Annotated in this window: 11 protein-coding genes; 6 read left to right on the forward strand and 5 right to left on the reverse strand. The window is 64.5% G+C overall.

Translation table 11 applies throughout. The annotated features are described in order from the left end of the window. Nucleotides 1–15 precede the first annotated feature (15 nt). The 5 genes from fadI (at nt 16) to ACVDHI_RS14525 (ending at nt 5,517) form a co-directional block, all read left to right on the forward strand. A complete protein-coding gene (gene fadI / locus ACVDHI_RS14505; protein WP_039039117.1) occupies nt 16–1,326 on the forward strand; it encodes an acetyl-CoA C-acyltransferase FadI in 1,311 nt (436 codons plus the stop codon). Continuing rightward, a complete protein-coding gene (fadJ, locus tag ACVDHI_RS14510; RefSeq protein ID WP_447212201.1) occupies nt 1,326–3,473 on the forward strand; it encodes a fatty acid oxidation complex subunit alpha FadJ in 2,148 nt (715 codons plus the stop codon). Before fadI ends, fadJ begins: the two co-directional genes overlap by 1 nt. Nucleotides 3,474–3,735: 262 nt before the next feature. Beyond that, entirely contained in the window at nt 3,736–3,876 is a 141-nt protein-coding gene (locus ACVDHI_RS14515) for a TIGR02808 family protein (protein WP_010674670.1), read from the forward strand. Nucleotides 3,877–4,063: 187 nt separating this feature from the next. Further along, nucleotides 4,064–4,621 (forward strand): YaeQ family protein, encoded by a 558-nt coding sequence (locus ACVDHI_RS14520; protein ID WP_010674671.1) that lies wholly within the window; start codon nt 4,064–4,066, stop codon nt 4,619–4,621. Between the two features lie 11 nt (nt 4,622–4,632). Then, the gene (locus tag ACVDHI_RS14525; protein ID WP_447212202.1) at nt 4,633–5,517 is read left to right on the forward strand and encodes an AEC family transporter; all 885 of its coding nucleotides are present in this window, start codon (nt 4,633–4,635) and stop codon (nt 5,515–5,517) included. A gap of 200 nt (nt 5,518–5,717) precedes the next feature. On the opposite strand, the gene ACVDHI_RS14530 is transcribed toward ACVDHI_RS14525, so the two are convergent. The 4 genes from ACVDHI_RS14530 to ACVDHI_RS14545 all read right to left on the reverse strand — a co-directional run bounded on the left by ACVDHI_RS14530 (nt 5,718) and on the right by ACVDHI_RS14545 (nt 10,041). After that, a complete protein-coding gene (locus ACVDHI_RS14530; RefSeq protein ID WP_447212203.1) occupies nt 5,718–6,947 on the reverse strand; it encodes an MFS transporter in 1,230 nt (409 codons plus the stop codon). A 55-nt stretch (nt 6,948–7,002) separates the two neighbouring features. After that, on the reverse strand, nt 7,003–7,773 hold the full coding sequence (locus tag ACVDHI_RS14535) for an ABC transporter ATP-binding protein (protein WP_202014719.1): 771 nt from the start codon (nt 7,771–7,773) through the stop codon (nt 7,003–7,005). Beyond that, nucleotides 7,766–8,818 carry a FecCD family ABC transporter permease gene (locus tag ACVDHI_RS14540; RefSeq protein ID WP_010674675.1) on the reverse strand — a complete coding sequence of 351 codons (1,053 nt, stop codon included), beginning with the start codon at nt 8,816–8,818 and terminating at the stop codon, nt 7,766–7,768. The genes ACVDHI_RS14535 and ACVDHI_RS14540 overlap by 8 nt, the downstream gene beginning before the upstream one ends. Before the next feature lie 101 nt (nt 8,819–8,919). Then, nucleotides 8,920–10,041, reverse strand: coding sequence for an ABC transporter substrate-binding protein (locus tag ACVDHI_RS14545; RefSeq protein ID WP_447212204.1), 1,122 nt, complete (start codon nt 10,039–10,041; stop codon nt 8,920–8,922). Between the two features lie 599 nt (nt 10,042–10,640). Between ACVDHI_RS14545 and ACVDHI_RS14550 the strand changes: the two genes are divergently transcribed. Beyond that, nucleotides 10,641–13,859, forward strand: coding sequence for an ExeM/NucH family extracellular endonuclease (locus ACVDHI_RS14550; RefSeq protein WP_235713191.1), 3,219 nt, complete (start codon nt 10,641–10,643; stop codon nt 13,857–13,859). A gap of 156 nt (nt 13,860–14,015) precedes the next feature. Here the strand turns inward: ACVDHI_RS14550 and ACVDHI_RS14555 are convergent, their stop codons facing one another. Further along, nucleotides 14,016–14,555, reverse strand: coding sequence for a glycine zipper 2TM domain-containing protein (locus ACVDHI_RS14555; RefSeq protein ID WP_010674678.1), 540 nt, complete (start codon nt 14,553–14,555; stop codon nt 14,016–14,018). Between the last annotated feature and the right edge of the window lie 242 nt (nt 14,556–14,797).

The following is a 14,797-nucleotide window of genomic DNA, read 5'->3' on the forward strand; positions in this document are numbered from 1 at the left end:
ACCCAAGGAGCCAGGATGAAACAGCCATTGAAACTGACGACTCGCCAGGGCGAACGGATAGCCGTCGTGGCGGGTCTGCGCACCCCCTTTGCCAAGCAGGCCACCGCTTTTCACGGCGTGCCTGCGGTGGATCTGGGCAAACTGGTGGTGAGCGAGATGCTCGCCCGCACCGATCTCGACCCCAAGCTCATCGACCAGCTGGTGTTCGGCCAGGTGGTGCAGATGCCGGAAGCGCCAAACATCGCCCGGGAGATCGTGCTTGGCACTGGCATGAGCGTCAGCACCGATGCCTATAGCGTGTCGCGCGCCTGCGCCACCAGTTTCCAGGCGGTGGCCAATGTCACCGAATCCATCATGGCCGGCACGGTGGACATCGCCATCGCCGGCGGTGCCGACTCCTCTTCCGTGCTGCCCATCGGAGTCAGCAAGTCTCTGGCCCGCGCCCTGGTGGATCTCAACAAGGCGCGCAACCTCCAGCAGCGTTTCAATATTCTGCGCCGTCTGCGTCTGAAGGACCTGCTGCCGGTGCCCCCGGCCGTGGCCGAGTATTCCACCGGTCTCTCCATGGGGCAGACCGCCGAGCAGATGGCCAAGACCCACCAGATCAGCCGCGAGGCGCAAGATGCGCTGGCCCACCGCTCCCACACCCTGGCGGCCGAAGCCTGGGCCCAGGGCAAATTGAATGGCGAGGTGTTCACCGCCCACGTGCCCCCCTACAAGTCGCCGCTGGAGCGGGACAACAACATCCGTGAAAGCTCGGATCTGGCGAGTTACGCCAAGCTCAAACCGGTCTTTGACCGGGCCCACGGTTCGGTGACGGCCGCCAACGCCACTCCGCTTACCGACGGCGCCGCCGCCGTGCTGATGATGCGTGAAGGGCGGGCCCGTGAGCTGGGTCTGGAGCCGCTGGGTTACATCCGCAGCTTCGCGTTTTCCGCCATCGATGTCTGGCAGGACATGCTGATGGGCCCCTCCTATGCCACGCCGCTGGCGCTGGACCGTGCCGGCATCACCCTTGGGGATCTGACCCTCATCGACATGCACGAAGCCTTTGCCGCCCAGACGCTGGCCAATCTCAAGATGTTTGCAAGCGCCGAATTTGCCCGTGACAAGCTGGGCCGGGATCAGGCCATCGGCGAGGTGGACATGGAGAAGTTCAACGTGCTCGGCGGCTCTTTGGCCTTTGGTCACCCCTTTGCCGCCACCGGGGCGCGCATGATCACCCAGACCCTGCATGAACTGCGGCGCCGGGGTGGGGGATTGGGGCTCAACACCGCCTGTGCGGCGGGTGGGCTGGGTGTGGCCATGGTGCTGGAGGTGGAATGATGAGTGCCAAGACTTTTTCTCTGGATATTCGCAAAGACGGCATCGGCATCCTCACCATGGATGTGCCCGGTGAGAGCATGAACACCCTGAAGGCCTCCTTTGCGGACGAGATCCGCACTCTGCTGGCCGAGGTAAAGGGGAACGGGGATCTGATCGGCCTGGTGATCGTCTCCGGCAAGAAGGACTCCTTCGTTGCCGGGGCCGACATCGCCATGCTGGCGGCCTGCACCAGCGCTCAGGATGCCGAAGCGCTGTCCCGGGCCGGACAGGACGTGTTCGCCGAGATCGAAGCCCTGGGGATCCCGGTGATCGCCGCCATTCACGGCCCCTGCCTTGGCGGCGGGCTGGAGCTGGCGCTCGCCTGTCATGGCCGGGTGGTGACTGATCACGGTAAAACCGTGCTGGGCCTGCCGGAAGTGCAGCTCGGCCTGCTGCCGGGCTCCGGCGGTACCCAGCGCCTGCCGCGCCTCATCGGGGTGGCCAAGTCACTGGATCTGATGCTGACCGGCAAGCAGGTGCGGGCCAAACAGGCCAGGAAGCTCGGGCTGGTGGATGACATGGTGCCCCCGTCCATTTTGCTGGAAGCCGCCATCAAGCTTGCCAAGAAGGGCAAGCCGCGCCACCAACTGAAACGGGATCTGCAGGGCAAGGTGCTGGAGACCAACAAATTTGGTCGCAAGGTGCTGTTCGATCAGGCCCGCAAGGGGGTCAAGGCCAAGACCCGGGGCAACTACCCGGCGCCGGAGCGTATCATCGAGGTGGTGCGCATCGGCGTGGAGGAGGGGATGCAGGCTGGCCTGCTGGCCGAGGCCCGCCACTTCGGCGAGCTGGTGATGACGCCGGAATCCGCCGCCCTGCGCTCCCTCTTCTTCGCCACCACGGAGATGAAGAAAGAGGTGAGCTATCAGGGGGCCGAGCCGCGCAAGGTGGGTCATGCCGCCGTGCTGGGGGGCGGCCTGATGGGGGGGGGTATTGCCTTCGTCACCGCCACCAAGGCGGGGGTACCGGTGCGGATCAAGGATGTGGCGAGCGCCGGCATCGGCAATGCCATGCGTTACAGCTACGACCTCCTCGCCAGGAAACTCAAGCGTCGCCAACTGCTGCGCAGCGAGCTGGAGAAACAGATGAGCCTGCTCACCGGCACCCTGGACTATTCCGGTTTCCACCGGGTGGACATGGTGGTGGAAGCGGTGTTCGAGGACATCAACCTCAAGCACCAGATGGTGCAGGACGTGGAGCGCGAGTGCGGCGAGCACACCGTGTTTGCCTCCAACACCTCCTCCCTGCCCATCCACCAGATCGCCTCGGCGGCGACGCATCCGGAGCGGGTGGTGGGGCTGCACTACTTCAGCCCGGTGGACAAGATGCCGCTGGCCGAGATCATTCCCCACGCGGGTACCAGCGCCGAGACGGTGGCCACCACCCTGGCCTTCGCCCGGGCCCAGGGCAAGACCCCCATCGTGGTGAAGGACGAGGCCGGCTTCTACGTCAACCGTATCCTGGCGCCCTACATGAACGAGGCGGCGCGCCTGGTGCTGGAAGGGGAGCCGGTGGAGGTACTGGACGGCGCTCTGCTCGACTTCGGTTTCCCGGTCGGCCCCATCACCCTGCTGGACGAGGTGGGGATCGACGTGGGGGCCAAGATCTCCCCCATCCTCGAAAAAGAGCTGGGTGGCGAGCAGTTCCAGGCGCCCAAGGCCTTTGACAAGCTGCTGGAGGACGATCGCAAGGGGCGCAAGAACGGCAAGGGCTTCTATCTCTATGGCAAGGCGGCCCCGCGCAACAAGCTCACCGGCAAGGAGGGCAAGAAGACGGTGGACGCGAGCGTCTACGACGTGCTGGGCGTCAAGCCCCAGGCCAAGCTGGCCAGGCAGGAGATCGCCGAGCGCTGCGTGCTGCTGATGCTCAACGAAGCGGCCATGGCCCTGGATGGCGGCGTGGTGGCCTCGGCCCGGGACGGCGACATCGGCGCCATCTTCGGTATCGGCTTCCCTCCCTTCCTGGGCGGTCCGTTCCGCTACATGGACAGCCTCGGCATCGACTATCTGGTGGGGCGTCTTGAGCACCATCAGAAGCGCTTTGGCGACCGCTTCGCCCCCTGTGCGCGGCTGAAAGCGATGGCGGCGGAGCAGCAGACCTTCTACTGATGGCTCTCGACGGCATGCATCTAGCGAGGCGACCCCAAGGTCGCCTCGCTTTTTGTTGGGCGTACCTTTCCGGTTTGGGGCGAGGGCGCGAAGAAAAACGGGGCGGGGAGGGGTAAAACCTTGATCTGGCGCAAACTGGTGCCCCATTTATTACTTTGGTGGCATAGGACTCAGGCGCGGGTTGAGGTCAAATAGTCTCATCAGGAGCGGGGGCGACCCCGTCACGAAAGGGACACCCATTTCACTGGATGAAGGACACACTATGAGTCTGCTTGAACACACCATCTGGACTGTATTGGGGTATGGGGCCATGCCCTTTATCTTCCTGAGCGGGTTCGTGGCAGTGGCAGTGACCTGCTGCCTGCTGCTCAATGCCTTCGGGGTCAAGTCCGCCGAGAAGTGAGTCACTCTCGTTCATGCCGCCAAATGCCAGTCTCACGACTGGCATTTGTTTTTTTGTCTTCTGAAGCACTTGCCCACCCCTGATGGGGTAAAGGGAGCGCAAGACGGTCGAACCCGGCGGCCATTTTGATTACACTGACGCCCGGCATGTCCGCCCCCTTCTCTTTTATCAGGTATTCACGACTTCTATGGCGCTCAAGGCAACCATCTTCAAGGCCCAGATCAGCTTGTCTGACATGGATCGCAATCTCTATCAGGACTTCTCCCTCACCCTGGCCCGTCACCCCTCCGAGACCGACGAGCGCATGATGATCCGCCTCGCGGCCTTCGCCTGGCATGCAGCCGAGCGGCTGGAGTTCACCAAGGGGCTCTCAGCCGACGACGAGCCCGAGCTCTGGTGCAAGAACTACTCCGACGAGATTGAACTCTGGATTGAGCTGGGTCAGCCGGACGAGCGCCGTCTCAAGAAGGCATGCAACCGCTCTCGCCAGGTGGTGCTCTACCTCTATGGCGGTCGTGGCACCAGCGTCTGGTGGAAGCAGAACCAGGGCAAGCTCGGTCTGCACGACAACCTGAGCGTCATCGAACTCTCCGACAGCCAGACCCTGCCCCTGGCGGCCATGGTGGAGCGCACCATGCAGCTCACCTGTACCATCTCCGACGGCCAGCTCTGGGTCAGCAACGGCAGCCAGGAGGTGACGCTGGACCCCGTGGTGCTGATGGGACGCCCGGCCCGCGAACTGTAAACGGGATACCCATGTTCAGCGCCCTGCTCAATATCGTCATTCCCGTGTTTGCGGTGGTGGGCCTTGGCGCTCTCTATGGACGGCTGCGGCCGGGCGGGGCCCTGGGTTATGTCAACCGGGCCAATATCGAGCTCTTTACCCCGGCGCTGGTCTTCTCGGCCCTGGTGAAATACCCCCTGGATCTCGCGGCGCACCTGCCCCTTGTGGGGGCCGGTGCCCTGGTGATCCTGCTGCCGGGCCTGCTGCTCTCCCTGCTCAAACTCAAGGAGATAGAGCGGGCGGCGCTGATCCTGCCCGCCATGTTTCGCAACACCGGCAACCTCGGCATTCCGCTGATGGTGCTCGCCTTTGGCGAGCAGCAGCTCGGCGCCATCGTCATCCTCTTTGTGCTCTCCAACCTGCTCCACTTCTCGGTGGGCATGTTCATCCTCTCGGCCAGCAGCTCCCGCTGGCTCTGGCTGAGAAGCCCCGTGCTCTGGGCCGCCTTCGCCGGGCTGCTGGTGGCCAACCTGCATATCCCGCTGCCGGAATACCTGGTGACCAGCGCCACCCTGCTCGGCCAGATAGCGGTGCCCCTGATGCTGTTTGCCTTGGGAGTGAGGCTGATGGAAGGGGAGCTGGATCATCTGGGACTGGCCATCAAGTGCAATCTGCTCTATCTGCTGGCGGGGGGCCTCTCCCTGGGGCTCGCCGTCTGGCTGCTGCCCCTCGAACCTGACTGGATACCACTCCTGATGCTGTCGGTGGCGCTGCCCCCGGCGGTGCTCAACTACATGCTGTGCGAGCAGTATCAGTGCCAGCCCGACAAGGTGGCCAGTATCGTGCTCGGCGGCAATGCGCTCTCGGTGGTGGTGATCCCGCTTGCGGTCTGGTTGGCGCTGCATCTGGGGAGTTGACCCTGCTCTGTCTTCCTCTTCAAGGACGCCCGATGGCGTCCTTTTTATTGCTATCGTGCATGTCCGATGTTGTTTTGCTCATCGAGTACAGCCGAGCTTGCTCGCGTATCTGACAAGGTTTTGAAGCCGGTTTAGCCGGATAAGGCAGAGAGTGGAAGGGGGAGAAAGGGAATAAAACCGGGCGGCCTTGGCCGCCCTGTTTAGTGATGGGGAGCAGGTTGAACCTGGCCATCCTTGCGCAGTTGTGTATAGAGACCAAACCCGGCCAGCAGGCCGGCGAGGGCAAGCAGGTACCAGATGGCGGTGGCGGGGCGGCTGCCTGCATCCCCCAGCATAAAGCCGATGAGCAGGTTGCCAAAGAGCGCCATGCAGCCCCCGGCGCTGGCATAGAAGCCGTAGTAGCTGCCGAGCTGCTCAGGGGGGGCGTAGCGGGGCAGTTGGGCGGCGAAGAGCGGGAAGCAGAGGATGGAGCCCAGGGAGAGCAGGGCCACCTGCGTCAACACGCCTGCCGTCGGCCAGGGGGCCAGCAGGGGCAGGGCGAGATAGCTCAAGCCCATCATGCCTATCCCCAGTCCCATGGCGAGCGGCACCCCCAGGCGGCGCTCCACCAGGCGGGAGGCCGGGAGCTGGAGCACGACACCGATCACCGCCGAGAGGGTGAAGACGCCGCCGAGCAGGTGGGTGGCGTCCGGCAGGCTCTGGATATGGGCGGGGAGGGCGAGATAGAGCTGGTGGAACAGGATCTGGTAGCTGCCTGCCAGCAGGGTGAACCCCATGAAGGGGCGCTGGCGCACTATCTCTCCCCATTGGCGCAAGATGGCGCCACGGGGGCTCTGGTTGCTCACCGGGCGTTTGGGCAGCACCCGGTATTGCAGCACTCCGAGCAGAGCGAAGAGGCTCGCCGCCAGGATCCCCGTCAGGGTATAGCTCTGCTGGGTCAAGGTGAGGCCGACCAGGGGGCCGAGCAGCATGCCCGCCTCGCTGGCCAGATTGTGCAGGGCGAAGGCGCGCTGACGCTGGCTCGGGTTGTGGCATTCGCTGGCAAGGTAGGCCTGGGCGCAGGGGGTAAACAGGGCCCCCGCAAAGCCGGTGAGGGCGGCGGCCAGCAGCAGGATGGGCAGGGACTCGGCCCAGCCCAGCAGCACGAAGCCTAAAGATCGTACCAGGCAGCCCCAGACGATGGCGGGATGGTAGCCGATGCGATCTCCAAGGGTACCGCCCAACAGGAAGAGCCCCTGCTGGCTGAAGACCCGCATCCCCATGACGAGGCCGCAGGCCCAGCCGGCCAGGCCGAGCCCGCTGCCCATGTGCTGGGCGAGGAAGGGCATCATCATGTAGAAGCCGAGGTTGAAGGCGAGCCCATTGGTGATGAGCAGGCGGGCGGCCGGGCTCATGCCCTGCCAGTCCCGCCAGTAGGAGGCGCCGTTCATGGTCGCCTCCCGCCAGTGCGTGGGGAGGTGGTCGCCGGGGTGGCGCAGCACTGTGTCATGATGTCTTTCGCAGGGTTCTGAGGAAGGGAATGCCGTGCTGATCGTGGCTTATCTCCACCGGCACCTGGTAGAGGCGCTCGATGAGGGCCGCGTCGAGCACTTGGGCGGGGGGGCCGAAGGCCTGCAGATCTCCCCCTGCCAGCACGATCAGCTGATCGGCAAACTGGGCGGCCAGGTTGAGGTCGTGCAGCACCACCAGGGTGATCCACTGCTGCTCCCGGGTCTGCTGGCACAGGTGCTCCATCAGCTGCATCTGGTGGTGCAGGTCCAGGGCGCTGACCGGCTCGTCCAGCATCATGATGCGGGGGTCGCGCAGCAGCACCTGGGCGAAGAGCACCATCTGCCGCTGGCCGCCGCTCAGGGAGTAGAGGGGGCGATCCGCCAGATGGGCGATGCCGAGCGCCTGCAGGGCGCGGCCGGCAGCCAGGATGTCCTCGTCCGCGAGGCGCATGGAGAGGCTGTCGAGGCGCCCCAGCACCACCACTTCGATGACGCTGAGGTCCAGCTCCAGCTGGATGTTCTGGGGCATGTAGCCAAACTGCTGGCGCCACCTGGCTTGTGTCATCTGGCGGGCACTTTGGTCCCCGAGGCGAATGTCGCCACTGTCCGGGGTCAGTTCACCAAAGAGGGTGCGCATCAAGGAGGTCTTGCCGGTCCCGTTCGGGCCGATGATCACATGGACCTGACCCGGATGCAGAGTGAGGCTGAGATCCCGCAGCAAGGTCTGCTGGCCGAGGGAGAGGGAGAGTCGGGATATTTCAAGCACGTTTACGCCCCCTGCCGAGGATCAACCAGATGAAGAAGGGCACGCCAATGAGCGCAGTGACGATGCCGATGGGGAAGAGGGCCCCCGGAATGATGGACTTGGAGAGCACCGAGGCCGCCGAGAGCATGCAGGCGCCGCACAGGGCGGAGAGGGGGATCAAAAAGCGCTGATCTTCCCCCACCAGCATGCGGGCGATATGGGGGGCCACCAGGCCGACGAAGCCGATCACGCCGACGAAGCTGGTGGCGGTGGCGGTGAGCAGGGCGACCAGCACCAGGGTCTTCATGCGCAGTCTGTCGACGTTGACCCCGAGGCTGCGGGCGCGGGCTTCCCCGAGGCGCAGGCTGGTGAGGGCCCAGGCATCCCGGTAGATGAGCAGGGTGCAGATCAGGGTGACGACGGCGGTGATGATCAGGGAGTCCCAGGTGGTGCGCATCAGGCTGCCAAACAGCCAGAACAGGATCTGCTGGTTGAGCTCGGGGGAGGAGAGGAACTGCAGCAGGGAGAGCAGGGACTGGAACAGGAACAGCAGGGCGATGCCCGCCAGGATCAGGGTCTGGCTGCTGACATGGCGCATCATGGCCAGACCAAACAGCAGGCAGGCGGCAAACATGCACACAATGAAGGCACCGGCCGGGATGGCCACCAGGGGAGGAAGCCCGAGGCCGCCGGTGTAGAGGGCCAGCGCCGCGCCCAGGCCCGCCGCCGCCGCGAGCCCGAGGGTGTAGGGGCTGGCGAGGGGGTTGTCCAGCAGGGTCTGCATCTGCACGCCGCCAAGGCCGAGGGAGGCGCCGACCACCAGGGCCATGAGGGCGATGGGCAGGCGCATGTCGTGGACGATGGTGCGGGTCATGGGATCGGCCTGGGCGGGGGAAACCAGGGCATCGATCACGTCGTGCAGGGCCAGCAGGGAGGGGCCGGTGGCGATGTCGAGCACCAGGGTAATGCACAGGACCAGGGCGAGCAGCAGGAGCCAGTGCCAGCGACGGCGCTCCCGTTGCCGCTGCCGGGCGAGGGTCTGCTGCAGGGCAGCCAAATCATTCATGATGTCAATCCTGAAACGGGCGCCGCAAGAGGCGCCCACACAATCCAAGAGGGTTGCTGAAGAGGGCGTGGCCGAGGTGGGCCACACCCGAATTGCCGGGGTTAGCTTGCGTCATCCTGCTTGATGCCCAGCATGAAGGTGCCCTGGGGACGGATGGGCAGGTAGTGCTGATAGAACGCCTGATAGGTGGCCAGGGGATCGAGATCCTGGAAGAGATCCGGATAGAGGGCCTTGGCCATGAACTCGATGAGGGCGGCATCCATGATGCTGCGGGTGGCGCCGTGATAGACCGCGTAGAGGCGACCCTCCTTCACCGCAGGCAGCTCGCTCCAGCCCGGACGGGCGGCAAAGCCTTGCAGACGCTGGCGCACGGTCTCTGCCGACACATCCTGGCCCACCTGCATGGCGACGGCACTGCTCACACTTTCGTAGCCCGCCATCAGGATCACCTCGGGCTTGCTCGCCAGCAGTTGTTCCGGGTGGATGGGGCCCCAACGATCGACGAAGGGGGCGGCCACGTTGTTGCCACCGGCCAGCAGGGCCATGGCGCCCCACATGTCCTTGCCATAGGTGTAGCTGTACTCGGCCGGACCCTTGTCACCCAGCTCGATGTAGACCCGGGGCGGCGTGCGCTTCGCGGCGGCAATGCGGGAGGTGATGGTGTCAATCTTGGCCTTGTACTCGTCGGCCATCTTCCGGGCGCGGGCCTCCTGGCCGGTCAGCTTGCCAAGCAGCAGGGTGCTCGCCATGTGCTGTGTCAGGGTCTGGGCGTTGTAGTCGATGACCACCACCGGGATCCCCGCCTGCTCAAGGCGTGGCAGGTCAGCGGCCAGGGCCTCATATTGCCACTTCGCCAGGATCACCAGGTCGGGCTTTACCGCCAGGGTCTTCTCGATGGAGAAACTCTGATCCTGCACGTTGCCAAGGTCGGGGACCTTGGCCAGTTGTGGCTGGCTGGCCACGTAGAGCGACCAGATGGCGGGACGGGACTTCATGAACCAGCCCAGGGACATGCCTACCAGGCGTTCGGCCCCGCCTTCACCGGCCACCGCCAGGTAATCTTCGGGATAGAAACCGAGCACGATGCGGCTTGCCGGAAGGCTGAGGGAGACCTTGCGGCCCATCACATCTTCCACTTCAACGGGGGGGGCGGCCTGCGCCATCCAGCTCACCAGGACGAGCTGGCCGAGCAGCAGCAACTTTGCCAGGGGGTGACGAAACATCTTGTAGCACCTCGAGAATAGAGACGGTCAAAAAAGAAAGTGAGAACTATTGCCATTCGTGAGCGCAAAAGCAACAAACGTTTGTGTCATCTCCTCTCTTGTTATTTCTGTCATTAATGGAACCGGTTCCACAAGAGCACCAGGAGAGCGTTCCACCCCCGGTTTTCTGCCTTCTCGGGCCACGAAGGGAGTGGCGCCCGGTATGGCGCCCATGGATTTGCCCATGATCCAGTGTCTGTGAGTGGGGTTGCTCACGAAATGGTACCGGGCAGAGGGCCGCCGTTTTGCTCCCCCTGCCTTGCCTCCAGAGTCGATGTCGCTCCCTGACGGAGGCCGCCAGCAGGGGCTGGGGGGGCGACAGTTTCCTGCGCAGCGATGGCAGACACTGCCCATTCGGGTATTGCCCGTCACCTTGGCGCAACATTTTGTTGTCATTGTTAGCCAGCTCGCAGCAGCCCCGGCGTCGACGGGGCAGAGTGGGCACGCAGTTTCGGCCGGGGGCTGACATGCCTCCCGCTGATGGCTGCATCCAAGGTGCTGCGGCCCGCCTTGTGCGGGGCGCCAATAACATGATCTGCAAATAAAAAAGGAAACTGACCATGTCAGGAAGACACTCTCTGGTGGCGCTGGCCGTCGGGCTGGCGCTGGCGGGACCGGCACAGGCACAACTGCTCATCACCGAATACCTGGAAGGGTCCGGCAACAACAAGGCGGTGGAGCTGAGCAACCTCGGCTCTGACCCCGTCGATCTCTCCCAATACCGGCTGGCCCTCTACGCCAACGGCAAACCCATCAGCGAATCCCCCACCAACAGCCTGGCGCTGCAAGGCACCCTCGCCCCGGGCGCCACCCTGGTGCTGGCCAACCCCTCAGCAAATGCCGAGATCCTGGCCAAGACGACCCAGACCAGCGGCAACCTGGTGTTCAACGGTGACGACGCCCTGGTGCTCTATCGCGGCAGCGAGATAATCGACAGCGTCGGCCAGGTAGGGGTGGATCCGGGCACGGCCTGGGTGTCGGGCAACGTCTCGACCCTGGACATGACCCTGCGCCGCAAGGCCACCGTCACCATCGGCCGAACTGATGCAACCGCCCCCTTCGATCCGGCGCTCGAATATGTGGCCGCCCCGAAAGATGACGCCAGCGGCCTGGGGTGCAGTGGCGATGGCCCCTGCGATGGTACCCAGCCGCCCGCCTTCGTCTGCCCGGTGGATCAGTTGGTGCCGGTGCCCGCCATTCAGGGCCCCGGTACCAGCAGCCCCCTGGTGCCGGCCGGCAAGTTTGAATCGGAACAGGCTTATGCCACTCGCGGCGTGGTAACTCAGGTGGTGAGCGGCCTCTACAAGGGCTTCTTCATTCAGGACGAGCAGGGGGACGGGGATCCGGCTACCTCCGACGGCCTCTTCGTCTACAGCACCAAGGCCAATGCTGCCATCGTGCCGGGGGCCGAGGTGTGCGTCTCGGGCAAGGTGAAGGAGTATTTCAACCAGACCCAGATCAACGCAGACGATCTGGTGGTGACTCGGCCCGCTGGGGCAGTGCCGGCGGCAGTGGATCTGCTGCCGGTGGCGGGCGAGAGCCTGAGCCAGCTGCTGGAGCGTCACGAGGGGATGCAGGTACGGCTGGTGCCCGGCTCCAGCCTGGTGGTGACCCGCAACTTCAGCTTCGATTACGACGGCAAGCGCAACAACCTGGTGCTCTCTTATGGCGCGCCGCTCATCAAGTCGACCCAGAAATTTGCCGCCATGAGCCAGGAGGCGAGCGACTGGGCCCTTCGCAACCAGCAGAACCAGCTGGTGGTGGAGACCGACGCCAAGGCGCCGGACGGTGTGCTGCCCTGGTTCCCCGGCTTCAACGCCGAGGACGGTTACCTTCGCATCGGCGACAAGCTCAACGGGCTGGAGGGGGCCCTTGGTTACTCCTACAACCTGTTCAGGCTGGTGGCCAGCAACCGCATCGACGCGAGCCAGATAGATCACAGCGGCTGGGATCGGGTGGAAACCCCCGAACTTGCCGAGGCGGGGGATCTGCGGGTCGCGAGCTTCAACGTGCTCAACTTCTTCACCACAGTCGTGGGGGGCGATGCCAACCCCACCGGCAGCAACCGGGGCGCCATGACGGTGGCGGAATTCGAGCTGCAGCGCACCAAGATAGTCAGCGCCATCACCCGCCTCAATGCCGACGTGGTGGGGCTGATGGAGATAGAGAACAACGGCTACGGCGACAACTCCACCATTGCCAACCTGGTGGCGGCCTTGAACGCTGCCCAGCCGGACGAGGCGGATCACTACCGCTGGATTGCCTCGCCGGATGGCAAGCCGATTGGCACCGACGCCATCACGGTGGGTCTCATCTACCGACCCGCCAGCGTCAGCCCGCAAGGGGCCGCCAGCCTTATCGTGCTGCCGGTGCAGCAGGCCGAGGCGGTGGACGCCAGCGGCAAGCCGGTGACCATCAATCAGGGGATGCGCGAGTCGCTGGTGCAGCGTTTCAGCTCGCCCAAGGGGGATGCGCCGCTGACCCTGGTGGTCAACCACCTCAAGTCCAAGGGCTCCGCCTGCTTCGAGGATTACCCCGACTACGCCACTGCCGATCCGCTGGATGGCCAGGGCCACTGCAACGCGCTGCGGGTCTCTGCCGCCAAGGTGCTGGGGGAACAGCTCAAGGATCTGGCCGGGGATCTGCTGCTTATCGGCGACATGAACGCCTATGGCATGGAGGATCCCATCCGGGTACTGACCGACTATGATCCGGCCGCCCAATCGCGCCAGATCATGAGCGCCTCCTTCACCACTCTGGCGGGTCAGCCCTTCGAGGAGAGCGGCAGCGCCCTGGGCAAGGGGTATGGGTTTGTGAACCTCAACACCCGCTTCCACGGCACCGACACCTACTCCTACAGCTATGAAGGGGAGCTCGGCAACCTGGATCACGCCCTGGCAAACCCGAGTCTCGCGGCCAAGGTGATCGGCATCGAGGATTGGCACATCAACTCCGCCGAGAGCAACTTCTTCGAGTACGGCAGCAAGTACAGCGGCCAGCTGGCGAAATCCGAAGGGCCTTTCAGCGCCTCGGATCACGATCCCGTGCTGGTGGCCATCCAGTATCCGCTGCCGCCCGCCGGGGTATTGAGCCTCGAGAGCGCCGCTGCGAGCGTGGAGGAGGGCAACACCCTGGTCTTGAGCGTGGCGCGCCGCGATGGCAGCCATGGGGAGGCGAGCGTGAGTTATCGCATCGTCCATGGCAGCGCGGACACAAGCGACGTGGCGCCCCTCACCGGCACCCTGCACTGGGCGGACGGGCAGAGCGAGCCCCAGACCATCAGCATTCCGGTGAAGAGCGACACCCTGCACGAGGGGGACGAGACCTTTACCCTGGAGCTGTTTGATGCGAGCGGCGCGACCCTGGGGGATCAGCACCAGACCCTGGTGACCATCAAGGACAAGCTGGCGCCGTCCACCATCTCGCTGGCTCAGGCCAGTATCACGGTGAACGAGGGGCAGTGGTTTGCCGAGATCCCCCTGGTGCGCAGCGGCGATCTGAGCAAGCCGGCCCGTGCCCGGGTGGCCCTTGACGGGGTCACGGCGCGCTGGGGGCTGGATTTCCTGCCCTGGTTCGGTCAGTCGGTGAGCTGGGCCGCGGGCGAGGGGGGCAGCAAGTCGGTCAAGGTGCTGATCATCGATGACTGGTTCGTCGAGCCCACCGAGCAGTTCAGGGTGAGCCTCGATCGGGTGGAAGGGGGCCAGCCCGGCGCCTTGCAGCAGACCCGGGTCGACATTCTGGACAACGACAAGTCCTGGTGGCCCTTCGGTCGCCACTGAGGATGATTGAGCAACAAGAAGGGGCCTGCGGGCCCCTTTCTTAGTTGGGAAGACGTTTGTTGGGAAGACCTGTTGCAGACAGGTTGGGTTGCGAAGATGAAAAAGGCCCACCGTCATGGTGGGCCTTCCTCATGGCAGGGCGCTCCTAACGGAGTATCAACCCTGCGCGTTGCTCAGTACCAGCTTGCCATCCTTGACCGGAATGGTGGGGCCGGGTTGCTTCTCCATGCGTACCACCCCTTCCTGGCCGGCGAGGCGGTAGGTGACGTCATAGCCGATGGTGCGGGTGCTGCTCTCCTGCACCGTCTTGCAGCGCTGCTCCGTGGTGGTGTAGGTATCACCCGCCTGCATGTTGCCCTGCACCTGATTCCCGGCATAACCCCCTGCCACGGCACCGGCGGCGGTGGCCACCTTCTTGCCGCTGCCACCGCCAAACTGGTGGCCGACCACGCCGCCCAGGGCTGCGCCAACCACGGTACCCAGGATCTTGTGCTCGTCCTGCACCGGCTTGCGGTGGGTCAGGGTGACGTTGCGGCACTCCTGACGTGGCGTCTTGATGGTCTCGGTCACCGGCTTGCTGGCCAGCACCTCGGCAAACTGGGGCTCTGATGAAAACAGGGATCCGCTGGCGACCGCCGACAATGCCAGCGCAGAGGCCACACCGATCCCGACACCTGCCAACATGGATTTGTTCATCACTCTTCTCCTCGTACTCATACCCGTTGAGGGCTTGGGATCATTCTTGGCATTTTGCGCCGCAGGCTCAAGGCAAGGGCCACGGGATCGCGACAGGGGCTGACTGCGCAAAAAGTGACCGCACAAAAATAGCGTCGGCGATTGGCGACAGGGGGAGCAGGGCCGAGGGCCCCTAAGACGTTTCGCTAATACCTGGGATCTGGCCCCCTTGATACCCTTTCATCCGGTTCCAGCCGGCATCC

This window comes from Aeromonas sp. 25-248, from assembly GCF_053005425.1.

Coding starts and splice junctions, on each gene's coding strand:
- fadI (WP_039039117.1), top strand. CDS start 16: ATGAAACAGCCATTGAAACTGACGACTCGCCAGGGCGAACGGATAGCC.
- ACVDHI_RS14545 (WP_447212204.1), bottom strand. CDS start 10,041: ATGTTTCGTCACCCCCTGGCAAAGTTGCTGCTGCTCGGCCAGCTCGTC.
- ACVDHI_RS14540 (WP_010674675.1), bottom strand. CDS start 8,818: ATGAATGATTTGGCTGCCCTGCAGCAGACCCTCGCCCGGCAGCGGCAA.
- ACVDHI_RS14515 (WP_010674670.1), top strand. CDS start 3,736: ATGAGTCTGCTTGAACACACCATCTGGACTGTATTGGGGTATGGGGCC.
- fadJ (WP_447212201.1), top strand. CDS start 1,326: ATGAGTGCCAAGACTTTTTCTCTGGATATTCGCAAAGACGGCATCGGC.
- ACVDHI_RS14520 (WP_010674671.1), top strand. CDS start 4,064: ATGGCGCTCAAGGCAACCATCTTCAAGGCCCAGATCAGCTTGTCTGAC.
- ACVDHI_RS14530 (WP_447212203.1), bottom strand. CDS start 6,947: ATGAACGGCGCCTCCTACTGGCGGGACTGGCAGGGCATGAGCCCGGCC.
- ACVDHI_RS14525 (WP_447212202.1), top strand. CDS start 4,633: ATGTTCAGCGCCCTGCTCAATATCGTCATTCCCGTGTTTGCGGTGGTG.
- ACVDHI_RS14550 (WP_235713191.1), top strand. CDS start 10,641: ATGTCAGGAAGACACTCTCTGGTGGCGCTGGCCGTCGGGCTGGCGCTG.
- ACVDHI_RS14555 (WP_010674678.1), bottom strand. CDS start 14,555: ATGAACAAATCCATGTTGGCAGGTGTCGGGATCGGTGTGGCCTCTGCG.